General features: G+C 38.1%; 37 protein-coding genes and 1 pseudogene. 6 read left to right on the forward strand and 32 right to left on the reverse strand.

Going from position 1 to position 19,682, the window contains the following annotated elements; all coding sequences use genetic code 11:
- The 6 genes and pseudogenes from FPZ44_RS26580 to FPZ44_RS23670 form a co-directional block, all read left to right on the forward strand.
- Positions 1-253, forward strand: a pseudogene (locus FPZ44_RS26580) (transcriptional regulator); the annotation flags it as partial.
- A gap of 19 nt (positions 254-272) precedes the next feature.
- Positions 273-398, forward strand: a complete 126-nt coding sequence (locus tag FPZ44_RS26975) for a hypothetical protein (protein ID WP_261378516.1) — start codon at positions 273-275, stop codon at positions 396-398.
- A 262-nt stretch (positions 399-660) separates the two neighbouring features.
- Positions 661-831 carry an aspartyl-phosphate phosphatase Spo0E family protein gene (locus FPZ44_RS23655; protein WP_186786218.1) on the forward strand — a complete coding sequence of 57 codons (171 nt, stop codon included), beginning with the start codon at positions 661-663 and terminating at the stop codon, positions 829-831.
- Complete coding sequence (locus FPZ44_RS23660) at positions 803-1,051, forward strand: hypothetical protein (protein ID WP_144994646.1); 249 nt, start codon at positions 803-805, stop codon at positions 1,049-1,051. Before FPZ44_RS23655 ends, FPZ44_RS23660 begins: the two co-directional genes overlap by 29 nt.
- 143 nt (positions 1,052-1,194) lie before the next feature.
- The gene (locus tag FPZ44_RS23665; protein WP_144994648.1) at positions 1,195-2,262 is read left to right on the forward strand and encodes an HNH endonuclease signature motif containing protein; all 1,068 of its coding nucleotides are present in this window, start codon (positions 1,195-1,197) and stop codon (positions 2,260-2,262) included.
- A gap of 12 nt (positions 2,263-2,274) precedes the next feature.
- Complete coding sequence (locus FPZ44_RS23670; RefSeq protein ID WP_144994650.1) at positions 2,275-2,787, forward strand: SMI1/KNR4 family protein; 513 nt, start codon at positions 2,275-2,277, stop codon at positions 2,785-2,787.
- Positions 2,788-3,504: 717 nt separating this feature from the next.
- On the opposite strand, the gene FPZ44_RS23675 is transcribed toward FPZ44_RS23670, so the two are convergent.
- From FPZ44_RS23675 to FPZ44_RS23830, 32 genes are all read right to left on the reverse strand, one after another.
- A complete protein-coding gene (locus tag FPZ44_RS23675; protein ID WP_144994652.1) occupies positions 3,505-3,999 on the reverse strand; it encodes a hypothetical protein in 495 nt (164 codons plus the stop codon).
- Between the two features lie 36 nt (positions 4,000-4,035).
- Entirely contained in the window at positions 4,036-4,455 is a 420-nt protein-coding gene (locus tag FPZ44_RS23680; protein ID WP_186786219.1) for a DUF4262 domain-containing protein, read from the reverse strand.
- 322 nt (positions 4,456-4,777) lie between these two features.
- On the reverse strand, positions 4,778-5,392 hold the full coding sequence (locus FPZ44_RS23685) for a hypothetical protein (RefSeq protein WP_144994657.1): 615 nt from the start codon (positions 5,390-5,392) through the stop codon (positions 4,778-4,780).
- An 81-nt stretch (positions 5,393-5,473) separates the two neighbouring features.
- The gene (locus FPZ44_RS23690) at positions 5,474-5,899 is read right to left on the reverse strand and encodes a hypothetical protein (RefSeq protein ID WP_144994659.1); all 426 of its coding nucleotides are present in this window, start codon (positions 5,897-5,899) and stop codon (positions 5,474-5,476) included.
- Positions 5,892-6,179 carry a hypothetical protein gene (locus tag FPZ44_RS23695; RefSeq protein WP_144994661.1) on the reverse strand — a complete coding sequence of 96 codons (288 nt, stop codon included), beginning with the start codon at positions 6,177-6,179 and terminating at the stop codon, positions 5,892-5,894. The genes FPZ44_RS23690 and FPZ44_RS23695 overlap by 8 nt, the downstream gene beginning before the upstream one ends.
- Positions 6,176-6,388, reverse strand: a complete 213-nt coding sequence (locus FPZ44_RS23700; RefSeq protein WP_144994663.1) for a hypothetical protein — start codon at positions 6,386-6,388, stop codon at positions 6,176-6,178. Before FPZ44_RS23700 ends, FPZ44_RS23695 begins: the two co-directional genes overlap by 4 nt.
- 145 nt (positions 6,389-6,533) lie before the next feature.
- Complete coding sequence (locus FPZ44_RS23705) at positions 6,534-7,127, reverse strand: RusA family crossover junction endodeoxyribonuclease (protein ID WP_144994665.1); 594 nt, start codon at positions 7,125-7,127, stop codon at positions 6,534-6,536.
- Between the two features lie 78 nt (positions 7,128-7,205).
- Entirely contained in the window at positions 7,206-7,475 is a 270-nt protein-coding gene (locus FPZ44_RS23710; RefSeq protein WP_144994667.1) for a hypothetical protein, read from the reverse strand.
- A gap of 17 nt (positions 7,476-7,492) precedes the next feature.
- Positions 7,493-7,687 carry a hypothetical protein gene (locus FPZ44_RS23715; RefSeq protein WP_144994669.1) on the reverse strand — a complete coding sequence of 65 codons (195 nt, stop codon included), beginning with the start codon at positions 7,685-7,687 and terminating at the stop codon, positions 7,493-7,495.
- Positions 7,687-11,109 (reverse strand): DNA polymerase III subunit alpha, encoded by a 3,423-nt coding sequence (gene dnaE, locus FPZ44_RS23720; protein WP_144994671.1) that lies wholly within the window; start codon positions 11,107-11,109, stop codon positions 7,687-7,689. Before dnaE ends, FPZ44_RS23715 begins: the two co-directional genes overlap by 1 nt.
- Positions 11,110-11,123: 14 nt before the next feature.
- A complete protein-coding gene (locus tag FPZ44_RS23725; RefSeq protein ID WP_261378517.1) occupies positions 11,124-11,591 on the reverse strand; it encodes a hypothetical protein in 468 nt (155 codons plus the stop codon).
- 20 nt (positions 11,592-11,611) lie between these two features.
- Positions 11,612-11,839, reverse strand: a complete 228-nt coding sequence (locus FPZ44_RS23730; protein WP_144994675.1) for a hypothetical protein — start codon at positions 11,837-11,839, stop codon at positions 11,612-11,614.
- Positions 11,836-12,354 carry a hypothetical protein gene (locus FPZ44_RS26695; RefSeq protein WP_222429836.1) on the reverse strand — a complete coding sequence of 173 codons (519 nt, stop codon included), beginning with the start codon at positions 12,352-12,354 and terminating at the stop codon, positions 11,836-11,838. The genes FPZ44_RS23730 and FPZ44_RS26695 overlap by 4 nt, the downstream gene beginning before the upstream one ends.
- A gap of 67 nt (positions 12,355-12,421) precedes the next feature.
- Entirely contained in the window at positions 12,422-12,760 is a 339-nt protein-coding gene (locus tag FPZ44_RS23740; RefSeq protein WP_144994677.1) for a hypothetical protein, read from the reverse strand.
- Between the two features lie 2 nt (positions 12,761-12,762).
- Positions 12,763-13,110 (reverse strand): hypothetical protein, encoded by a 348-nt coding sequence (locus FPZ44_RS23745; protein WP_144994679.1) that lies wholly within the window; start codon positions 13,108-13,110, stop codon positions 12,763-12,765.
- 11 nt (positions 13,111-13,121) lie between these two features.
- Positions 13,122-13,478, reverse strand: coding sequence for a hypothetical protein (locus FPZ44_RS23750; RefSeq protein WP_144994681.1), 357 nt, complete (start codon positions 13,476-13,478; stop codon positions 13,122-13,124).
- A 126-nt stretch (positions 13,479-13,604) separates the two neighbouring features.
- Positions 13,605-13,826, reverse strand: a complete 222-nt coding sequence (locus FPZ44_RS23755; RefSeq protein WP_144994684.1) for a hypothetical protein — start codon at positions 13,824-13,826, stop codon at positions 13,605-13,607.
- Between the two features lie 253 nt (positions 13,827-14,079).
- Positions 14,080-14,370, reverse strand: coding sequence for a hypothetical protein (locus FPZ44_RS23760; RefSeq protein ID WP_144994686.1), 291 nt, complete (start codon positions 14,368-14,370; stop codon positions 14,080-14,082).
- Positions 14,371-14,401: 31 nt separating this feature from the next.
- A complete protein-coding gene (locus FPZ44_RS23765) occupies positions 14,402-14,608 on the reverse strand; it encodes a hypothetical protein (RefSeq protein WP_144994688.1) in 207 nt (68 codons plus the stop codon).
- Between the two features lie 38 nt (positions 14,609-14,646).
- On the reverse strand, positions 14,647-14,823 hold the full coding sequence (locus FPZ44_RS26585; protein ID WP_186786220.1) for a hypothetical protein: 177 nt from the start codon (positions 14,821-14,823) through the stop codon (positions 14,647-14,649).
- 4 nt (positions 14,824-14,827) lie between these two features.
- Positions 14,828-15,007, reverse strand: a complete 180-nt coding sequence (locus tag FPZ44_RS23770; RefSeq protein ID WP_144994690.1) for a hypothetical protein — start codon at positions 15,005-15,007, stop codon at positions 14,828-14,830.
- A 258-nt stretch (positions 15,008-15,265) separates the two neighbouring features.
- Positions 15,266-15,463: a hypothetical protein gene (locus FPZ44_RS23780; protein ID WP_261378518.1), complete on the reverse strand. Its 198-nt coding sequence runs from the start codon at positions 15,461-15,463 to the stop codon at positions 15,266-15,268.
- On the reverse strand, positions 15,460-15,786 hold the full coding sequence (locus FPZ44_RS23785) for a hypothetical protein (protein ID WP_261378519.1): 327 nt from the start codon (positions 15,784-15,786) through the stop codon (positions 15,460-15,462). The genes FPZ44_RS23780 and FPZ44_RS23785 overlap by 4 nt, the downstream gene beginning before the upstream one ends.
- A gap of 106 nt (positions 15,787-15,892) precedes the next feature.
- Positions 15,893-16,207: a hypothetical protein gene (locus FPZ44_RS23790; protein ID WP_144994694.1), complete on the reverse strand. Its 315-nt coding sequence runs from the start codon at positions 16,205-16,207 to the stop codon at positions 15,893-15,895.
- Positions 16,204-16,833: a thymidine kinase gene (locus FPZ44_RS23795; RefSeq protein WP_261378541.1), complete on the reverse strand. Its 630-nt coding sequence runs from the start codon at positions 16,831-16,833 to the stop codon at positions 16,204-16,206. The genes FPZ44_RS23790 and FPZ44_RS23795 overlap by 4 nt, the downstream gene beginning before the upstream one ends.
- 122 nt (positions 16,834-16,955) lie before the next feature.
- On the reverse strand, positions 16,956-17,252 hold the full coding sequence (locus tag FPZ44_RS23800; protein ID WP_144994696.1) for a hypothetical protein: 297 nt from the start codon (positions 17,250-17,252) through the stop codon (positions 16,956-16,958).
- Between the two features lie 100 nt (positions 17,253-17,352).
- Entirely contained in the window at positions 17,353-17,601 is a 249-nt protein-coding gene (locus FPZ44_RS23805; RefSeq protein ID WP_144994698.1) for a hypothetical protein, read from the reverse strand.
- The gene (locus FPZ44_RS23810) at positions 17,601-18,125 is read right to left on the reverse strand and encodes a ribonuclease H family protein (RefSeq protein WP_144994700.1); all 525 of its coding nucleotides are present in this window, start codon (positions 18,123-18,125) and stop codon (positions 17,601-17,603) included. Before FPZ44_RS23810 ends, FPZ44_RS23805 begins: the two co-directional genes overlap by 1 nt.
- Positions 18,126-18,128: 3 nt before the next feature.
- The gene (locus FPZ44_RS23815) at positions 18,129-18,488 is read right to left on the reverse strand and encodes a hypothetical protein (protein ID WP_144994702.1); all 360 of its coding nucleotides are present in this window, start codon (positions 18,486-18,488) and stop codon (positions 18,129-18,131) included.
- Positions 18,485-18,763, reverse strand: coding sequence for a hypothetical protein (locus FPZ44_RS23820; RefSeq protein WP_144994704.1), 279 nt, complete (start codon positions 18,761-18,763; stop codon positions 18,485-18,487). The genes FPZ44_RS23815 and FPZ44_RS23820 overlap by 4 nt, the downstream gene beginning before the upstream one ends.
- On the reverse strand, positions 18,760-19,062 hold the full coding sequence (locus FPZ44_RS23825; RefSeq protein ID WP_144994706.1) for a DUF7352 domain-containing protein: 303 nt from the start codon (positions 19,060-19,062) through the stop codon (positions 18,760-18,762). Before FPZ44_RS23825 ends, FPZ44_RS23820 begins: the two co-directional genes overlap by 4 nt.
- Positions 19,046-19,678, reverse strand: coding sequence for an HD domain-containing protein (locus FPZ44_RS23830; RefSeq protein WP_144994708.1), 633 nt, complete (start codon positions 19,676-19,678; stop codon positions 19,046-19,048). The genes FPZ44_RS23825 and FPZ44_RS23830 overlap by 17 nt, the downstream gene beginning before the upstream one ends.
- Positions 19,679-19,682: the final 4 nt, after the last annotated feature.

Below are 19,682 nucleotides of genomic sequence, written 5' to 3' on the forward strand. Positions count from 1 at the left end.
AGATAAAAAGGCTAGAATGGCTTACTTCTATCAACTGGCTGGAAATGCTTTAATAAGCCAAGATGTAGAAAAGGCATTTGATTATTATTTGGAGAGTGCTTTGGAGTATATGAAAATAGGATTATTTGAGAATGCTTTAGGAAGTGTAGTTTTAATTAATGAAGCTATTCTTGAAGATAACTCACGCTTAAGCACTAAGGTTATAATGAAAATTAATGATATATATAAGCAAATCGCTAATAATAATCTATAGAAAGAAAGGATTGGTTGGCATGAAGAAGTTGTTGTCAAAATTACCGATTCTTTTAATGTTGACTTTAATATTTGTAGGTTTATCTAGTTCAAATGATACTGTTATACCTTTTGGCGGCGGTATTCCTTGGATTATTGACAAGTAAGTTGGTGGTTGAATCGAATCAGTAGGAGTTGTTATTTGTTTGACGACTCCTTGGATATTACCTAAATAATTAATTCAAATTTAAGTAGACACTTAATTAAGTGTCTACTTTTTTGTTGCCAGTGATTTTCTTATACGGGAAAAGCTGTCAACAAGTGTTACATTATATCTAGGGGTCGGAAGGCTAGGGGACTCAGCATAAATGGTGAACGAATGGGGAGATTCGTTCACCATTATAGATTAATCTGCAAGGACTGATGAGAATGCTGGAAGAGATTGAATTCTTGCGGTTCCAAATAAATGAAGCACATGAAAAGGGTTTAGAATTGACCGATGGTAAGATGGTTGAAATGAGTCAGGATTTAGATAAGTTATTGTTAAAGTATCAAAAGGAGCGTCTTCGCAATGAAGTTAAGATTAAATCATTTACGTAAAGACGAATTTGCAAAAGCAAATATACGTCTCATACGTAGTAAGTTGGTGGGAGAAGAGATTGATAATATAGATTTTACGAACAAAGCTCATTATTACACTAGGTGTGGTTGTACTTATAAGAAAACTTATTACAAGCGTTTTGACTTTGAAGAAACATTTATTGATGTTTTTGCTTGTTCTTGTGGGGCATGGACAACCAATCAAATGAAATGTTGGTAAAATAAAAGTATTTGACATTTATGTAAAAACGATCTATATTCAAGTGGGCATATGAGAGGGGTGAGAGATGCTAACTAATAGAATCGTGAAAGCCTGCAAAATCCTACATAAAATTAAACTAATTATTGACAAGGAGAATTTGCATGAAACTTAAAAAAATGCTATTATCTTTCTTAACAATTGCTTTACTTATTACACTAGTTATTCCATTTTCGTTAGTATCTGCTGAAGAACTTCCAACCTCACATAGTGAAACACTACAAACAACTGTACCCACCTCTGAAATCAATTCAGAAATAAGTGTCAGTCATGAACAACTTGCCCAGTCACTTGGTGTAACAATTGGAAGTTATGACGAACTTAAATCAGACCCCAATGCACCTAGAGAATTGTATTACTACATCGAGTATTCCACAGAAGACCCTAACACAGCTCTTTCCACAGATTCACCAACACATAAAACCTCCAAAATAACACATATTCCAAAAGACCAAGTACAAGAATTCATAGAGCAGAAAAAGTCAGAAAATAATAGTTTGTCGCTAAAAGTAGGCGGGGTAGTAGCTAAATCGGAACTGTCCCCTAACAATGGACAAGTCAATGTTAAATCAACTATACTAGAAATAACTGGTAGTCAACCTTCTAAAGTAGCGTTTGATATGAAACTTTACAGAGGAGATGTTCGAGGACATACTGGTTACCCTGTAAGCTCAGTAGAAATGGCTTTAACGGGAATACTAGGTGTTCAGGCTGGAAAATCCGCCGATTACAATTTCCCAGTACGTAAAACAGGCTTTTATTTCGCTGTAGTAACTGTAAAAGTATACGAGGGTTACATTATTCCTTCTAAGGTGGCAGAAGGAGATACTTTAACAACTATCACTCTGCTAAATAGAGATGGAACAGTATATCCATTCTATTATGATTACAACGCATACCGTGTGATGCATGAGCCAGCAACCACTAATTATCCAAGAGGGTATTTACCTAATCTGGGTTGGGGAGATACTCAAAGAAAACAGTTTAGAGCAGACTACCTTACAGCATACCCTAACCACACTGTCGATTGGGGTCAATATGTAACTGAAATACACCACATTAGACCAAGACTTTGGGGTGGGGACAATAGTTTTTATAACTTAATGCCATTACCTTACAGCTTCCATAGAGGAGTAGTTTCGCCGTGGTGGGTAGGATATCCAGATAATTGAGGGTGAGTATCAATGTTTATTAAAAAAACTCTACAGGAACTTCATGATATGTATGCACAAGGTACTAGGGTTGTTCTTAGAGAAGAAGGCAATAATTTTGAGAGCATATGCGTATTTCAAGACTCAGCTACTTCTCATGATATTTCTCGTTTATTAGAAAAGTATCCTGATATGCCTAAAGATTACCTTGAGTTCTTGTCGGTAACGAACGGACTTGCTCCTTTCACTGAGACTGATTTTTTTGGTGGAGGAGATATATATCGGATAAATTCAGTCATAGAGTTTAATGCTCCAATCAAACACCCAACCAGAGTATCTGTTGCGTATATCTCTGATGATTACATTATTATTGATCTTGATGATGTGAGATCAGGTAAGTCAGAATACATGTATGTACTTGAAAGTATTAGTGATTATGATGATGCACGTTCATTGTATTGCGATTTCCAGACTTGGTTTGATCGTTATATTATGGCTCAAGGTAATAAATATTGGACGTGGCGTGTAGAAGATCGTAAATTTTAATCCGTTAGAGTAAAGCCTGTTCTTAATTGGACAGGCTTTTCATTTGCTGTCTCAATTTCTAGAGTATCTTAACTAATTAAGGAAATACTAATGACATATAGAAGCGAATAAGTATTTGTGTAGCTTTGAATCGAAATCTGTGATAATGGAATTTACTAAGTGTGCGAAGAAGAAATAGTTTTTTATGCGCCACTTATAGTTGGTATAATTTGCATTGGAACACATTCTGTTGTATAATAAATTCAAGAAGCAATGGTCGCTGGTCATGTACTGGCGTGGATTGTAACAAACATTTTGCTTCACTTCAAACAAAACAAAACGATGTCTATCCTTACATAGGGTAGGCATTTTTTGTGTAATTAATAAAATCTGAGTATATGTACATATGTACAAAAGACGACTTTTATGAAATAGCCTAGACGTAAAAAATAGTCCTCATATGAGGACTACACGGTTTTAACTTTTTGTAGGCATTGAGAACATAATTTATCAGGCATAATAATCGGTTGACCACAACAAGGAGATACGTTTCCGTCCTTATTCATAACATGGCTCCTTTCAGCAATTCGTAAGATGAGTGGTTTGTGCATATTTTGCACGAACCAGTTAAAAACAGAGAAAATCCGAACGTTATAATGAAATGTGTACGTTAATTGTACGGTTATAGGTTGAATTGAGGAGCTGACCAGGAATGATATTGTTCGTGTTTAGTTACAATTAGCCAAATACTTCTTTCAGCGCCGCAACAATTACTCCGGCTCCAATTAAGTCTTTTCGTTTAATTCCATAGCTTTTAATGGCATTATACAATCGTAAACGTTCATCTTCTGGTATAGTAATGAGCGTTGGCTGTTGCGGAAGCTCACCATGGACTTCAAAATATTCACTTGCTTCATAGCCATTCATACGTTTCTGAGAAACCGTTTCAACATCATAGGCACAAGCCAGTAGCCTTGTAGTTGTACCTAACGACAAAGAAGTATAATACAATATTTCAGGCGATTTCTTTAGAAGCATTGTTACCCATTCTCTAATGTCTTGAATTTCAAACACTTCGTCGGTTGTATCGTCATACCCATCAAAAATTATCTCTACACATTGGCTGTGAGCTTCTATCTTTTCTAATTGATTAATATAATGAGCTATAGTGCTAATATCTTTTTTTACAACTTCTGACTTAGGTATTTGGAAGGCATATAGGGTGTTGTCCATTAATTTTACACTCCGTTCTTTGTAGACTATAGAGTATCATGAGTCAAAAGGATAATCATCTAGCTGAAGCCTGAAGAACGGTTCGCATTGAGGATCGTCAGGATGCCTTCCTTGACCGTCTGGAATCAGCAATCGAAGAACGTCTCTACCGCACTCCTTGAATACTTTGAAACCCATAGGCATAGGAATTATATCATCATATAGCTTGCCTTCCTCGTATACTTTTCCTTCTTTAATATTCTCGATAATCTGAAACATAACTGCATGTGTTTTGCTTGGGTCAATAGGGAGTACGACTTGGAAGTCTATGTGACCAAAATTCTCTTGAAGTCCATGAGTATGGTAGTTGGCATGGATTCCATCATACTCACTGGCTGGAACAATATCTGCTCTCCATCCCATCTCTGCTATCGCTGTTGCCATTTTCATCGCTTTCTTACGCTCTTCTCTATTCATCGTCATACCCTCTCTGCGCTAAGAACATTATATACAAAGATGTAGTGTATGTTGTTTTGCTCAATAAATGTATAGTTTTGCAATTGGTTTTCAGATATATAAAGCTTCTGCGGTGGATGACCACATAATGAACCATTACAGTCGCAACTACGTACTTCTATAACTCCCTCTTCTATTGGACGAAACCGACAAAAAGGAATTGTTACGTTTGAAACTATACTGTCATAGCCATTTAAAACTCGAAACGTAACGAAGTAAGATAGAGTATCATTAACATCTTCGCAAAAGTCCTTTAAATTGGTTACGTATGGTATAGGAGTCCTCATAGAATATCTCCTTGTGGCTTGTAGTTGTTGGGAGTTTTGATTTCTTGCAAGTTAAAAGATTCGCCCATATCACCAACTTTAGTTGCTCTATCCCACAATGTTTGTTGTGAGTAGTTGTTCATGCGACCAATCCATTCGGTATATTTTTCAGAAAAGTTAAGGTCGAGCATTGCTCTACCCCAAGCTTCTCTACAAATTTGAATCATCTTCAGGGGGAAGTTGCATTGACGAATAGCCTTTACTTCACCAGTATTGCTTTCAATAAGAAAAATAGTGAGTATATTATTTGTATCAACAAATTGAAACACTCTTTCATCAGCATACAATGTGGGGTCAAAATTTATATCAAAAATCATCGATTTTCCAAATTTCATAAGAGGAAGAACGAGCCCATCACTACCCTGTAAAATCCTCACTGAAATTTTATCGTTACGAAAGCATTGTTTATCCATAAAATTAATGTTCGCTAAATGGACACAAAAAAAGTAACCTTGATTGAACTCATTTGCTTCAAAGAATGCTCCATCAATACCCTTTAACTTTTCTACGCTTTCAGAAAAGAGAGGAAACTTTTTGCCTACCCTTATATCTATCAGCTCAATATCGCTCATCGTATACCCCTCTATTTGGCTACTTGTTGCATTCTAGCAAAGACATTTATAGCAGTTTCATGAATCTTCTGGAATAGCGGTCTACCCAACTTCAATGTTTGTACCTCCAAGAATAACTTCTTCTCCAATAGCCTTATTGACAGTATCTATTAACGTCTGATGTTCAAGCTGAAGTTTTCTATGTTTCCGCTTAAGAATATCATGTTCTTTTTGCAGTGCTTCGAACTTCTCTTTGTATAAATCAAATTTTTCTGCATTTCGTTCTTTTTCTCTACTGAGGGCTTTAAGTTTGAGAACAACTTTTTCACTATCTGTGAGGGCGCTGGTATTACCATTTTTTAAAGATGTAGTCAGACGTTTATAACGACCATAAACTGAACTTACTTTACGATCCAATTCGTCTGCTATCTTAATAAAAGCAATATGAAGTGAAGTTCCTTCTTCTTGCGCTTCCTTTCCAACACTTAAAATTATAACATCCTGTTCTTTAGTAAAAGACTTACCCACCAATAAATCCCCCTTTTTTCTTAGTCTTAACTTTACGCTCTGGAATCCATAGCTTTGGCTGTTCGATCACTTGAATTTCTCTTAGGTCTACACCATGAAAGCTGAGACCTTGTAGAAAGCGATTCTTTCCTCGTACAGACTTACGTAATTCTGTATAAGTTCCACCACTTTTGGAGGATTGCCACATTATGATAAACACCTTGTCCTGATGAACAGGCGCACCGTAATTTTCGTCTTCTGTCTCTTCTGCAAGTATTCGCATAATTTCGGACTCGTTCATGTAATTTCTTCACCTTCCTTTAAAGCTTGCCTTTCTTTAAACTTTGGGCTTTTCCTGTCTCTTTCCATTTTTTCAATAATAGCATCAAGAATGTACTGATGCTTTGAATCCGCATCAGTATAGAAGACCAATGTATCAACTTCCTTCGAGAAAGTAGGCTCTAATCTAAGAGGAAATATTTTAACATCTTTCTTAATATTTTTCGCCAATGACAGGCTCACCTCGTTTCTGATTCGACTTTGTATGTAGTAGTTACCATAGTAACTATGGTAACTAGATTATATCCTTTGCTTAATTACATGTCAAACTCCCAACTAAAGAGAAAGGACTGCCTTTGATGGCAGCCCTGAATTCTTATTTTTTCTCTTTATACGCTGTACAAATTGGATTGTGGATGCTTCCGATTTCCTCTCGAACGGTTCCAGCAATGGAGTCCTTTAAGATTGAACAGCTACCCTTTCGATACTTAGAGCATCCTTCACAGTCCTTTTGGAACCCTTCAAGCGTTTCTGCATTCTCAAAGATTCCGATGAATTCAACAGGCTTAATTGAAACCTCAATACGAGGGTTCTGAGAGTCATACACGATACGTTGAGTACGTACAAGCACCCTAGAGTCATTATCATATGTTATACCTTCCAGACTATCATTCAGTAGCTTGTAAATGTTATTGTCATCTGAACCACGACGAGCAAAGTAAATGATGGTGTCTTGATAAACAAAGTTCTCCTTCGTCCATTCGTAATCCCAATGCGGCTGTTCATTCAACTGAACTCTTGCTCGACCTTGAATTTGAGCCTTGACAGCGCGACCTTCTTTGGAAAGGATTCTTCGACCAGTTGGTACGCGCTCTACCTTCTTTGTGACAAAATTCTTTTGATACTGATATTCATTAATATAAAGCTTGTTAATTGACGTTGGTACAGGTAATAATAGATTAAGTTCCATTTATAATCACTCCTAGAGTTTCATTTGGCATTCTGTTGTAGGAGTGTAGAAGCCAAGAAAATACTAGGAGGTTCAACCTTACTTCAATCTAAGACCATCAACCTCTACCAAGTATGCGTATAGATTGTCATTGTGTATCAAAGCAATCGGAGTGGGAGTCATAGAATCGAGATGGTGTACAACAGTCAAAACGCGATACGTTTCACCTTCGGTTGGTGTTTGATTATAGGCGTGTAAAATGTCTACTTTTATTAGCTTCCTTGCATGGTTGAACAATTCAGTATAATTAGAATACGTAAAACCTTTGTCCACGACAGTAACTATGCTACCTTGATTGATTTCGCTCATTTAAACCATCTCCTTGTTCATACTTCTACCGAAATTAAAGTGATGTAGTTCTTGCCATCAAAGGCATCAATAGAGATATTTAGGTCTGATGAAGCTACCTTCCTGACTGCAACTATTTCGGGTTTACTATTAAAAGAATGTAAAGCCTTGGAGATTAGTTCGTGAAAACTAACCTCCAAATCGAATGAAACAAAAACGCCATACTTAGCCATCAAGCATTCCCCTTCCTCGCATCTTGCAACTTCTTCGCATATTTCCTGTCGATGAGAGTCTTCCAATCTTGAAAGGTCTTCATCTTAGAAATGATTGCTTCATCTTTATTACGTTTAGCAAGAATAACGACAGTCGAACCTTTGTCCAGCATGTGCTTATATTCGCTGTATGCGTTAGAGTAAGCCTTCGATTGTACAACGCCATGTGGAGTCAGTATTTGAATCTTCGCATACTGCCCACCTCTAGACCCTTTCTTGACTGTCTTACCGATGATAGTGCCTACAACTAAAACCTTGTCTGTGCCATCCTCATAAGTGTAGAAGTCTTTAATTGACTTGATATACTTATCAAAAGGACTGACTGTGAGGTATGCACCCATAGTATCAAACTCATAAAACTCAGCATCCCCAACGTACTTTTCAAAGAACTCGTCAATATGCTTCTGTCTACGAATTGCATCTTTCTTCAAGTAATCCTTGTACTTGAACTCATTGAATACATCTCGACGAGCCAACTTGTCTGCAAACTGCTCATCAGAGATTGGGTATCCAGCCTTCACAAAATCAGATTTAGAAGGAATAGGCTTCTTCGGAATCCATTTCAGTGGTACGTAAGTGTTTTCAGCATATTCGACCAAACAATTATGTTTATCTATCCCAAACGCTCCAGACTTGATAAGGTTGATTATTGCGTCTGTCGGCATCATCTCAAACGTAGGGATTGTTGCGTCATACATTTCTCCCCAATATTCCTTTGCTTCTTCGTTATCCTTGTTAATCATCACATTGAAGTCATAGAAGGATTTGAAGGAAGCGAAAGGCTTGCCATACAAATTGCGAAGACGCTCAATCAACGTAACAGTTGGCTCACCAATACCACGAATCGCAAGAAGACCGAAAACAATATCGTTATTTTTCACTGTGAACTTTCCTTGGCTTCCGTTGATATCAGGAACATTCACCTTGATACCCATACGCTTACATTCACTGACATAGTGCGAGATATCGGCAATGTCTCCTATCTTACTATTGAGCAATGATGTCATGAACTCTACTGGATGGTAGTGCTTCAGCTTCGCCATTTGCCATGCGATTATTGCGTAAGCCATTGCGTGAGACTTGTTAAAGGAATACGATGCAAAGTCAATCATAACTTCCCATAATGTTTCAAGCTGTTCTTCGCTCCATCCTCTTCGACCTAATCCTTCGTACAATTCAGCTTTACACTCAGTCATAAGAGCCATAGACTTCTTGCCTGTCGCCTTTCGGATTTTATCTGGATTCTTCATCTTGGCAATCCAACCAATCTCGATAAGCTGTTCTTGGAACGTCATGATTCCCTTTGTTGCTTTTAGAACCAGTTCCAAGTCAGGATGCAAGTAGGAGTATTTTTCAAGCCCCTTCTTACGTTTTGCGTAATGTTCGATATGCTTCATTGATGCTGGTCGGAACAGCGCATTACACACTCCTAAGTCCTCAATGCCGTCAGGATAAACCTGTCGAAGCGTTTCCTTCATGCCGATTGACTCGAACTGGAATACGCCATCTGTCCTACCCTCGCGGAAGAGCTTAAGGATGCTTTCGTCTGAGAAGTTAAGTTTGTCAGGATTAATGTAGTCGTAATCCTTGCCAATCATCTCTAATGTGTCATAGATAACGTCAATTGATTTCAGACCAAGAATATCTACCTTAACTAAGCCTAAGTCGTCAGTATCATCCATGTCTCCTTGGAAGACGATTGTTCCATCGTTGGAAGCAATAGCTGTGTAATAATCAATTTCTTTAATGGAGATGATTTTTCCGCATGGATGAACACCGAAGCTTTTAGGCAATCCTGCAATCTTTTCAGCATATTCAAACAGTTTTGGATATTCCTCGAACCAATGAGTGAACAATCCTGCTTCTCGCATGTAGGTGATTGTTAGGTCACCCATTTGCTGAGTCATTTGATTTGTCACAGCGAAAGGAATATTTAACACTCGACCAACGTCTTTTACTGCTGATTTATCCCAAATGTATCCAAACTGTCCGATAGCGGCGAACTTATCTTCGCCATGCTTCTTAATAATATCACTGACTACCTTATCTCTATCACTCGTTCCGAAGTCAGAGTCTACATCGGGAATCTTCAACTCTTTACGAGTGATTTGTCCAGATTCCAGAAGGTCAAGTGCGCCTACATCGATGAAACGTTCGAAGTACAGACCATATGGGATTGGGTCAATCTCTGTGATTCCCAATAGGTAGGCGATGAGACTACCGCCAGAGGAACCACGCGCAATACCTCTTCGTTTAACAGAGTTTACGTAAGATTCTACAAGCAAGAAGTAACCTTCAAAGCCCATCTTCGTAATTGAATTGAACTCATAGTTAAGGCGTTCCTTATACTTCTGAACATCCTTCTTCTTCCTGATTTCTCTGCGCGCCCAACCCTTGTTAATCAATTCCTTTAAATAAGCAATCTCATCGTTGAAGCCTTCTGGAATGTCAACGTGAGGAATGATAGGTTCTGACAATGGAAGATCAACATTGCACTTATCAGCAATAACTAACGATGTACGAACAGCTATTTCAGCTTCATCGTAGGTCATTGAACCAAGAAGTTTCTTCGTTACTTCGCCAGCATCCATGATGTGAGTATCTTGATAAGTTTCTCCTGCTTCGCGATTCGTACCTATCTGAATGAAAATACCATGCAGTTCAAGGTCGTCTTCCTCAACGAAGTGAGAGTCCGTCGTTGCTACGTACTCGATACTTTCTTTGCCAGCCAAATCAACGATTGCCCGATTAAGCTGTTGTTGACGGAAGTCTCTGTGCGCTTGTACCTCTAAGTAATAATCTCTACCAAAAATTCGACGATACTTTCGTACAACCCCCCTAGCCAACTCTTTGTTCGCTTCTGTGATTTCGATTTCGCCATCACCAATCTTACCTCCTGCCAATGCTTGCTGGACTTCACTTGCCATGCACCCTGACATAACAATGAGTCCTTCTTTGTACCTTTCCAACAGTTCGTGGTCAATACGTGGCTTGAAATAGAAGCCTTCGAGATAGCCAAGAGATGCCAGCTTATTAATATTTCGTCTACCCTGCTCGTTCTTCGCCAGAACAGTCAAATGGTAGTATTTCTTTGTTTTGTCTTGAACGAACCTATCATCAGTAATGTAGAACTCTGCCCCATAGATGTGCTTGATGTTTTCCTTCTTCGCCAGCTTATGGACTTTCACAGCAGAAAATACATTACCATGCTCAGTAATAGCCACAGCAGTTTGTTTGAGACTTGCAACCTTTTGAATTACATCTTCTGGCTTACTCATGCCATCTAGCAACGAGTAAGCAGTATGTAAGTGAAGGTTTACGAATCCATCATAGCCCTTTGGTGTGGCATGATTGATTAAGACATTACCGCAAGTTTGACACACTTCATAACCAACTCCTAAATGATATTCTTGACAGTTGAACGCTCTCTTCGTTTGTCTTTCATGACTCTTATGTTCAACTTCCGACAATCATAGTTGTTGCAGTTAGGATGATATGAAGGGGATTTTATGCCATGTCGTAAATACATCAAATAATCCATTAATTTTAAAGTAAGTACTTTCTTTCCCTTCCTGACACTTGCTACTGCATGACCATTTTCATCTTCTCTCCAACGAAGATGCTCAAGGAGTGGAATATCTTCTGTATCGACAATGAACTTATAATGTTTTTCTTGAAACTGCTTGTTGTAAGTAGACATTCTCGCTATCATGCCTTCAATAACAAAACGATTCTTTTTGAATTGCTTTGACAGTTCTTCGTCCTCTTCTGACAAAATCAACTTATGTCTCGGACACATATAAACCTCATCAGAAGATACATAAAACCCTTGATGTTTTACATCACAAACTACGCAACCTTTCATGTTTATTACTTCCTTTCGTCTTAGGCTGTCCCACCTCGTTTAACTGCATCGGCAATCATTTTTGAGATTTTTTTGGCAACTTCTTTCGGATCAATTTCCGATGAGGTATTGATGACGATATTGACATTGACATTTGGAATCATCTTCAATTCAGCTAATTGTTTCGCCAGCAAATGACAACCAGAACAGCTTCTATCTAGATGAGCCAGAAAAGGATTGTCTTTAGGAATGCATCCACTTGTATTCATTTAGCATCTCTCCTAGTCTTCATAAAGTTATAGTCTTCCTTCAATATTTCATATAGCTTTAAATCGTTGAGTGTCCCATCGGATAACAGCACTTCATTCCGATTAACTCCGACAATTCTTCCACCATACTTATGGGTCATCCTGTCATAAGATTTTTCAATCGGATTACCGATTACAACAGAATAACTTAGCTTATTGAAGCCGAATCGTTCGAAGATATCGGACAAGAATTTCTGCAAATCTTTAACGAAAACCATATTAGCATCATTATAGAAGTTGATAATACGTAATGATTTTGCTGAATATAACTCTCTGTCGATGGAATAAGCCAAGTACCCAAGAAGCTTGCCATCCTTATCTCTACTTACAAATTCATGGTCTGTCCAAGTAGACTCTTTCGCCTTGTACTTGTCTCGATATGAATAGTTGTAAAAGAATTTGTACGTATCATTCATCCAAAGGTCAGTGAATTTAAGCTGTAATTCCTGTTCATATTTGATAGCCAAATCTAACATTCAACAGCACACCCTTCGCCAACCATAATTTTCTCGCCTGAGTGCGTATGTGCAAGATGTACAGACATTACTTTTCCACCTCTACTCCCATGATCTTAGCGTCCTCGTAAAGTTCTTCAAGGTTGCTGTTGAACTTCTCAATTTCATCAGCTTTTACATATTCTTCATGCGCGATTGTCAATACAACAGACACAAAGTAGTTTTCAGTTGCCATGTACTGCTCCGTAAAAAGTCTGTATTCTTCCAATGTTTCACTATATTGTCTGATGCACATCTTCATTAAATCAATTTTGTGCTTCAACACTTCTTCTGGTGTGTAATCACCAAGATAAGGTGACTTTGTATGCTTCGCTCTTGTTTGTTCAATATGTTCTTCATATGGTACTTTCTTAGGCATCTGACTCATCTTTATTTACCTCCAAATTTACGTTTTAGTCGTTCATACTCTTTCCACTCTTCATCAAGAAAATGACCATAAGTTTTTTCCCAATCAGGAGGAATAACGCCCTGTCTACCATACTCAAAGTATTGGATTTGTTCGATAATCCTGCCAGAACCACCATCTCCACGCTCACCATTATAAGCGGCTGTCATGCGTAAATCTTCGGCTTTGCCCCTAACTACCGCCACAATCCGTTCAATGCGCGAGTTTATTGCTTCATATGAAATGTTTCCACAATCATCTGTGTTACACTTGTATCCACCATCGGGAAGCTTTGTCCAAGTGGACTCTTTGCCACAATTACTGCAAGCCATTGTCATACCTCCTATGCGTAGTATACATTCACTTCATCGAGAGCATTGTTTTGGACAGTAATAATGAAATTGTGATTGTATCTTCTGTCCAAGTTTTTGAAGATTCCCAAATCAAAACTCATGATATCTGCATTTACTGAAAATACTATCCAGTCTATTTCATAGAATTGAAAAGCATTATTCATGAACTCTTCAACAACTTCTTCGACACTGGCTCCATCCAACATGAAGTGTTGAACTCCATCGGGAACACGCAACCCTCTTATGCCAACAGAATCAAAAACTACAACACTACGATTTCGCATTTGATTGTTGATGATATCTTGCAATACTCTCGACTTTCCAGCCTTGCCCTCAATTATTATCATAAATCTTCAAATCTCCTTCTACTGCATAATTTGATTTGCGTATCGTCGTACTCCACACTAGACAAAGACTAATCAAATTCTTTCTGAGTAAATACGCCTTTGTATATCAATAAGCGTATTAAGGCTCTAACTGCTTGGCTCATGCAAGTCCTCCGATGCTTGGATTTCCAAGTAGTATCTATATTCAGGATGACAATGGCAACTTTCATTCACATAATCCAGTTCGACGTTGATGAAGCTACCATCTGTGAAATTGATTTTTGCTGATTCGTTATCCTCATGAAGTTCAATATTCATGAAAACCTTCCCTGCAAAACGCTGATTAATGTCCTCTATATTGGCATTCATACTTGCTCATCACCCTTCTCGTGTTAGGTTATATGGATTTCGTGAAGTCGTTCTCTGTATCTATGAAGAATCATTCTTTGTCTTTCTGTAATTCCATCCTTGTTCCCTGTGATGCCATACTCAAAGTTACTCCCTGAATACTCCCTCTTTAACTCTTCTAATACTTCATTAAAAAGGTTTACAACTTCCTTGTGAGTGTTCGCACTTCTATGTGCAGTATCGTCATCGTACATACCCATTGTCATCACTCCCTTTACACCATTACACAATTCCAACAAGAACATGAGTTTCCATGTTTCTTTTCGACAGGCTCACTCTTCTTGACACTTAATTCATTAATTGATGCTAGATTATCAAAGAAATGATTGATTCTTTCCTTTACAATTTCATCAAAGGCAGAGTGTACGATTTTCTCTATTTCATTCTTTATTTTAATATCTTTACTGGTTGCATACTGCGAAAGCAACTCTGCTACATGCTTTTTCTTGTCTTTAAGCTTTGACTCCAACTCTTCTGATGTGAAGTTTAATGGGTGCAACGACACCAAATCACTCTCCTAACTCTAAATGGAACCCTTATTTTATTGAGTCTTCGTACAAAAACACATTTAGAAAATCTCTTATTTTTACAGCTTCTTTCCTGTTCAAAATAATAGTTCCTACAGGTCTTTCAATATAAATCATATCTACAGTTACATAATTCATATCAGACAGCTCAAAATTCAATAAATCCTTGGAATGTACATCACATACAGCGTTTAACCTTTTATTTTCTTCATTCATTCACTTTTCAACCTTTCTAAATAGAAGATTTGTTTTAACTAAACTTCATCTCTTGCTTTTTTGACCGCAACATAAACATCCAAAGCATAATCTTCTCTCATGTCTTCATATCCCCATATATTTTCATCAAGCAAACCTTTAGCCATATCTAAGCAATCTGCAAGAGCAAGCCGTAATTCATTCCTTTTCTCATCATATGAAGTTGCAACACCCATAAAATCATCCTCTTTTCACTTTCCCGAAATTATCATAAGACAATGACAAGCGCCATAAATTAAAATCCCAACCAAGTGGTGTTTTTCTGTACTCAATAAACTTAAACTCACCCTTCTCCCAACCAGAGCCATAAACCGCTGTTAAAGACTTTGACTTTAATGGAGAACCCCAAGACAATATCATTCGACATCCCACTTTCAATGAAATATATTAATTGAGTTTCAATACCAACCATATCCTGATGTTTCTTTGGGTTTATATAGCCTTGACGAGCCAAGGTACAGCCTTTTTAGTTTTTCTCCTGCAAATTCCTCATCTTTATGCTCTCCTGCTTGAATACACAGGTCACATATTGGACGACAACTTGCATCCCACTTGTTGCCTTGCCAATCACGATAATAGAAGTTCTGCTTTGATTCATCGACAGACTGAGCGAAACAGTTAGCACAACATCGACTCATATATAATCGTCCTCTCATACTGCTTTATTCTTTTCTTCCAAATGCTCAATTGAGCATTGTATTGCTTGTCACAAACCAATCCAACTTTCTTGTCTTCCTTCAATTTTTGTATCTGACTCTCATAAGTCGCCTTCATCGAGTGTAATGTCTCTAAATAAGGTTTATTCTGCATGCTCATTCAATTCCTCCAGTCAAGACGCTCCATTTCGGGTCTTCTTTGAGATAGTGGAATGGTGTGGTAATTGGCAATGCACAAATGGAATCCCACTCTTCATTTTGCATCATATTAATGACATAATGCGCTCTCACACCTTTCATATGCAAGCCACCAACATAGAATCGTATAAAAAATTTCTCAGTGTCGATTCTTGCATGGTCTTTGCTCAGAAAAGCACTTTCAACCTTATCGCCAATCATCAACCGAAATAATCTAAAGTATTTCCCAATATCTTCTTTTGTCTTTGTGAAGACTACAATACTCACTTTATCAACCTCGTACATCTCATCACCCTTCCGCTAAATGTTATACTTATATTATAGTACTTTCTTTGGTATCGGTCAATGGTTTATAACAAAAAAGAGAGACAAATGTCTCCCTCTTGAACGGTCATTCTTTTTCTCTTAAATATAATGCAAATATCATTCCTGTACCATCAACAGAAAGAGTTTTAAAGCCCTCTTTATTCATAGGAATCCAGAAGTCCATCTCCCAACCGTTCGTGTCAGCATCACCCTTTTTATAGCCAAGACTCTCTAACAACTCTTGCAATGTGAATGGATTAAGCTCTGTTCCGCTCAAATCCACTTCAAGTAAGTTTTCCTCTTCGTCGGGATTCGATGCTTCAAGTTTGTTGATGAACCCTTGTACAATCGGAAGAAACTTTTCCTTAACACCTTCTGTCAATTGCCATCTATTCGTCATTTACTCATCTCCTTTTCGTAGCATTTCCGACAGAGTACCTTGTAGACAGGAATATGCTTATCCTCGTCTTTCTCTTTCCCCATTACAACAGTTTTCCCTTCGGTCTGCATTACGCCATTAACAAATCGACCATTCATAACACCTTCGTTAGAGCATTCGGTACATTCAGAACGAATCCGTTCTATCACATCTGCTCTTTCAACCAATCTTTTACTACCCTCAAACAACTCTCCTTTAAAGGTTGTCATAAGACCATAAGCTATTACTGTAACTCCAAGCTCGTCAACAACGCTTGAAAGCTCGTCAATTTGTTTAGTTGTAAAGAACTGAACCTCATCAACAAAAACAATGCGTGGCATAAATGTTTTGGTCATTGCAAACATAATGCCCTCAATGTCTGGTGTTATAAGACTTGCAGGGATTTTCGTCTCAATAGCCCTAGATGTAACGTATCCATAGTCTCTTGTGTCTGTTACAGGCTTGAAGACAAGTACACTCTTGTCGTTTGATTTATGATTGTACCAGTCCATAATCAAGTTAGCTGATTTACTGGCATTCATAGAACCATATCTAAATATTAGTTTTGCCATTACTATCACCAAGCCCTTTAATCGTTTTACTTCCATTGCCGCCACTGACGTACACTTCACTCTCAGAGAAAAGTTTTAAAGTCTTCAGAAATAAGATTGGTTTGTTGTTATTAGTGATATCAATCAGCGCTATTTCGGCAACGTCCTTAACACCAATTTTAGTTGGCATCTTCAATCACAGTTTCTGCATCCCAAAGACGAAATGCATTTTCTAGCTTAATAAGCTCTTCAACACTCATTACTCCACCAGAACTGCGAGAACTGCGACCCCAAATATACAGCTTTTTCTCGTCTCTGTCGTAAGATGCAGGGAATATACCGCCTTCAATGAATATGCGTCTACTCTCGATGTTGGAGATTTTCGTCGCACGAAATTCTGGAAGTGCTTCATTAATCTCTCGTAATAGCTTGCTTCTCTCTACTCTAAGCATTTCTGTTCGTTCTTTCTTTGTCATTAAATCACTCCTCTAGAAGTATAAAAACATACCTATTACACCAAGCATCAAAAGCAATCCTGCAAACACCATGAACAGGAACATCGGGAAGAAATCACTCTTAATCAATGACCATCACATCCAATCCATCAACACAATAAACATTGCCTTCGCTGTCCTCCGATAAATCCTTCTCAAAGACTCGAAGCTTTACATCATTTACAGATGAATGAGCCTGAGTCCACACATAAAAAGAACTTCCTTCTTTAAATTGTTTTAAACCCTTTTGATTCGTATAAAGGATAGCTGCTCCTGTATTTACATTCACAGCATCATATGCTTCGTAAATCGTACACTGTTGTCTAGGCATCAGCCTTCACCTCTTCTGACTTCCCTCATCTTTTCTAAGCCTTGACGAGCCAGTTTGTCGCATTGTTCATTGTAAAAGACTCCTGAGTGACCCTTAACCTTGTTCCAAGTGATTTTAAAGAAACCATCCTCAATCACTTGTAGAAGCTCTTTCCATAACTCTGGACTCTCGACAGGCTCTTTCTTGCTGTTCTTCCAGCCATTTGTACGCCAGTTATCATACCAACGCTGATTCATACAGTTTATAAGATATGCACTGTCAGAAAAGACTTGAATCGGATAATTCATGTTTGATTTGATGCGCTTCAACCCATTTATGATTGCTTTAATTTCTTCCTTCTGATTGGTTGTATTCTCGAATCCATCCCAACCAGTAAGCATCTTGTTTTTATCGCCATATTCAGTCTTAATGTCTACACCCTCAAATTCACCGAATAAGAGAGTGTATCCATATCCACCAAGACCTTTTTCTTCGCCATTATTGACGCTTGAACCATCACCCCAAAGGTGGATTTCTTTTTCCATGATTTAATCCTCCAAGTACCATTTTCCTTCAACGATTTCATATAGATGAATCAGGTCATCGAGACTGTCGTAAACTACTGGTGGTCTTCCATCGTATTCACAAGAAACAGTTCTACCTTGGCGAATCAATTCAACAGCGCGCAAAAATGGAATTTCCTTGCGCTCTAGCACCCACTTTGCACCAAGAACTGTATGAGATAGTGGCAACCATTGTCCAATATGTTTAGTGGACATAGCATCCTTTAACACAACAATCCCCTCCGATTTTCGTTGAACTATAATGTCCTGTACAGGCTCAATCATTTCAGCCTTTTGTGCAATGTCGATTCTCTCTACCATCTCAGCGGTTGTGAATATTTTCATTGGTTATCCACTCCTTTAAAAGTTCTTTCTTTGGCATCAGTGTCATCATGAACATCAAGCTTTTTCAAGAGCTTTCTCATTTCCTTTACGATGAATTTGTTTGCTTCTACTTCATTATTATTGAATAGGCTTACGACTACACGCATCATTTTATCTGTCTGTTCTTCGGTCAACCCAAGTGCTTCAATGACTTCTTCGCCATTCTTACTCATTGATATGAATGTCAGTGTCGCCAACAGGTCAATTGCTTGCTTCTTGGTCATCTGTTTGCTCATGGATTCACTACCTTCCAAAACTTTCTATAAAAGATGTGCGATATAAAGGCATGATTGTCTCCAAAGAGTAGAGTATCAAGGAATGTATAGTTTACAATTCCATCTGCATACACCTCTGCATCTTCACCAGTTGAAACAGTAACAAACTCATAATCTTCTGTTTCTGTAATGGCTGTATCAACTAAAGCATAGACAACTGCTCGACCTCGTTGTACTTTAGCCGAAAGAACTCTTGCGCCTAAAGGAAGGCGAATCATCTCTCTTTCATCATCAAGCTTAAACTTATGAATTGTTTGCATAAATGTATTCCTCCATCAGTGTGACAAACATAGTCAAGAACGGAATCTTTGACTCTCCTGCGTTGTATCCAACAGAAAGGTCAACAAACATCTTTTCATGTTCGATATTAGTTGGAATGTCGCTACGCTTCATCAACTGCTCCATCTCATTGACAAGTAGAGTATTGTCGATGAGCTTGACGATTTTGTAGTCTTCTTCTGTCGGTTTCGGCAATCCAGCGACTTCCCAAATGACTTCCATAATGCGGTCTTCTACTTCTTTATACTGTGGAATGTTTTGCTTAACTGGTCTAGCCAAGTCATTCACTACACTTTCACTTCCATCATGAAGCAAGCAGTAAAGCTGTAAAAGTGTAGAATATCCAAGCTTACGTGCGACTCTCGCGCACAAAATGGAATGTTCACCTACACAATAGAATCTGTCACCATGCCCTGTGAATCGACAAATGTTAGCCAATGAATGAGCAATATCATTGATAGTGATGTCTTCTGGTCGAGGGTCAAGGACATAGAAATGTCGTCCAGAGTTTACCTGAATGTAATCGCCAATTCGTTCTTGAACATAAGATGGGTGTGTAATGATTTCATCGAAAGCTAAAATTTTATCGTTTGTCATTAGT

It is taken from the genome of Paenibacillus agilis, assembly GCF_007786455.1.
Classification (GTDB): Bacteria; Bacillota; Bacilli; order Paenibacillales; family Paenibacillaceae; genus Paenibacillus_B; species Paenibacillus_B agilis.

Excerpts from the sequence above, each read along its gene's own strand:
- FPZ44_RS26975 (WP_261378516.1), top strand. The coding sequence starts at position 273 with ATGAAGAAGTTGTTGTCAAAATTACCGATTCTTTTAATGTTGACTTTA.
- FPZ44_RS23655 (WP_186786218.1), top strand. The coding sequence starts at position 661 with ATGCTGGAAGAGATTGAATTCTTGCGGTTCCAAATAAATGAAGCACAT.
- FPZ44_RS23660 (WP_144994646.1), top strand. The coding sequence starts at position 803 with ATGAAGTTAAGATTAAATCATTTACGTAAAGACGAATTTGCAAAAGCA.
- FPZ44_RS23665 (WP_144994648.1), top strand. The coding sequence starts at position 1,195 with ATGAAACTTAAAAAAATGCTATTATCTTTCTTAACAATTGCTTTACTT.
- FPZ44_RS23670 (WP_144994650.1), top strand. The coding sequence starts at position 2,275 with ATGTTTATTAAAAAAACTCTACAGGAACTTCATGATATGTATGCACAA.
- FPZ44_RS23675 (WP_144994652.1), bottom strand. The coding sequence starts at position 3,999 with ATGGACAACACCCTATATGCCTTCCAAATACCTAAGTCAGAAGTTGTA.
- FPZ44_RS23680 (WP_186786219.1), bottom strand. The coding sequence starts at position 4,455 with ATGAATAGAGAAGAGCGTAAGAAAGCGATGAAAATGGCAACAGCGATA.
- FPZ44_RS23685 (WP_144994657.1), bottom strand. The coding sequence starts at position 5,392 with ATGAGCGATATTGAGCTGATAGATATAAGGGTAGGCAAAAAGTTTCCT.
- FPZ44_RS23695 (WP_144994661.1), bottom strand. The coding sequence starts at position 6,179 with ATGAACGAGTCCGAAATTATGCGAATACTTGCAGAAGAGACAGAAGAC.
- FPZ44_RS23705 (WP_144994665.1), bottom strand. The coding sequence starts at position 7,127 with ATGGAACTTAATCTATTATTACCTGTACCAACGTCAATTAACAAGCTT.
- FPZ44_RS23710 (WP_144994667.1), bottom strand. The coding sequence starts at position 7,475 with ATGAGCGAAATCAATCAAGGTAGCATAGTTACTGTCGTGGACAAAGGT.
- FPZ44_RS23715 (WP_144994669.1), bottom strand. The coding sequence starts at position 7,687 with ATGGCTAAGTATGGCGTTTTTGTTTCATTCGATTTGGAGGTTAGTTTT.
- FPZ44_RS23725 (WP_261378517.1), bottom strand. The coding sequence starts at position 11,591 with ATGAAAGGTTGCGTAGTTTGTGATGTAAAACATCAAGGGTTTTATGTA.
- FPZ44_RS23730 (WP_144994675.1), bottom strand. The coding sequence starts at position 11,839 with ATGAATACAAGTGGATGCATTCCTAAAGACAATCCTTTTCTGGCTCAT.
- FPZ44_RS26695 (WP_222429836.1), bottom strand. The coding sequence starts at position 12,354 with ATGTTAGATTTGGCTATCAAATATGAACAGGAATTACAGCTTAAATTC.
- FPZ44_RS23740 (WP_144994677.1), bottom strand. The coding sequence starts at position 12,760 with ATGAGTCAGATGCCTAAGAAAGTACCATATGAAGAACATATTGAACAA.
- FPZ44_RS23745 (WP_144994679.1), bottom strand. The coding sequence starts at position 13,110 with ATGGCTTGCAGTAATTGTGGCAAAGAGTCCACTTGGACAAAGCTTCCC.
- FPZ44_RS23750 (WP_144994681.1), bottom strand. The coding sequence starts at position 13,478 with ATGATAATAATTGAGGGCAAGGCTGGAAAGTCGAGAGTATTGCAAGAT.
- FPZ44_RS23755 (WP_144994684.1), bottom strand. The coding sequence starts at position 13,826 with ATGAATGCCAATATAGAGGACATTAATCAGCGTTTTGCAGGGAAGGTT.
- FPZ44_RS23765 (WP_144994688.1), bottom strand. The coding sequence starts at position 14,608 with ATGAATGAAGAAAATAAAAGGTTAAACGCTGTATGTGATGTACATTCC.
- FPZ44_RS26585 (WP_186786220.1), bottom strand. The coding sequence starts at position 14,823 with ATGGGTGTTGCAACTTCATATGATGAGAAAAGGAATGAATTACGGCTT.
- FPZ44_RS23770 (WP_144994690.1), bottom strand. The coding sequence starts at position 15,007 with ATGATATTGTCTTGGGGTTCTCCATTAAAGTCAAAGTCTTTAACAGCG.
- FPZ44_RS23780 (WP_261378518.1), bottom strand. The coding sequence starts at position 15,463 with ATGAGCATGCAGAATAAACCTTATTTAGAGACATTACACTCGATGAAG.
- FPZ44_RS23785 (WP_261378519.1), bottom strand. The coding sequence starts at position 15,786 with ATGTACGAGGTTGATAAAGTGAGTATTGTAGTCTTCACAAAGACAAAA.
- FPZ44_RS23790 (WP_144994694.1), bottom strand. The coding sequence starts at position 16,207 with ATGACGAATAGATGGCAATTGACAGAAGGTGTTAAGGAAAAGTTTCTT.
- FPZ44_RS23795 (WP_261378541.1), bottom strand. The coding sequence starts at position 16,833 with ATGGAAGTAAAACGATTAAAGGGCTTGGTGATAGTAATGGCAAAACTA.
- FPZ44_RS23800 (WP_144994696.1), bottom strand. The coding sequence starts at position 17,252 with ATGACAAAGAAAGAACGAACAGAAATGCTTAGAGTAGAGAGAAGCAAG.
- FPZ44_RS23805 (WP_144994698.1), bottom strand. The coding sequence starts at position 17,601 with ATGCCTAGACAACAGTGTACGATTTACGAAGCATATGATGCTGTGAAT.
- FPZ44_RS23810 (WP_144994700.1), bottom strand. The coding sequence starts at position 18,125 with ATGGAAAAAGAAATCCACCTTTGGGGTGATGGTTCAAGCGTCAATAAT.
- FPZ44_RS23815 (WP_144994702.1), bottom strand. The coding sequence starts at position 18,488 with ATGAAAATATTCACAACCGCTGAGATGGTAGAGAGAATCGACATTGCA.
- FPZ44_RS23820 (WP_144994704.1), bottom strand. The coding sequence starts at position 18,763 with ATGAGCAAACAGATGACCAAGAAGCAAGCAATTGACCTGTTGGCGACA.
- FPZ44_RS23825 (WP_144994706.1), bottom strand. The coding sequence starts at position 19,062 with ATGCAAACAATTCATAAGTTTAAGCTTGATGATGAAAGAGAGATGATT.
- FPZ44_RS23830 (WP_144994708.1), bottom strand. The coding sequence starts at position 19,678 with ATGACAAACGATAAAATTTTAGCTTTCGATGAAATCATTACACACCCA.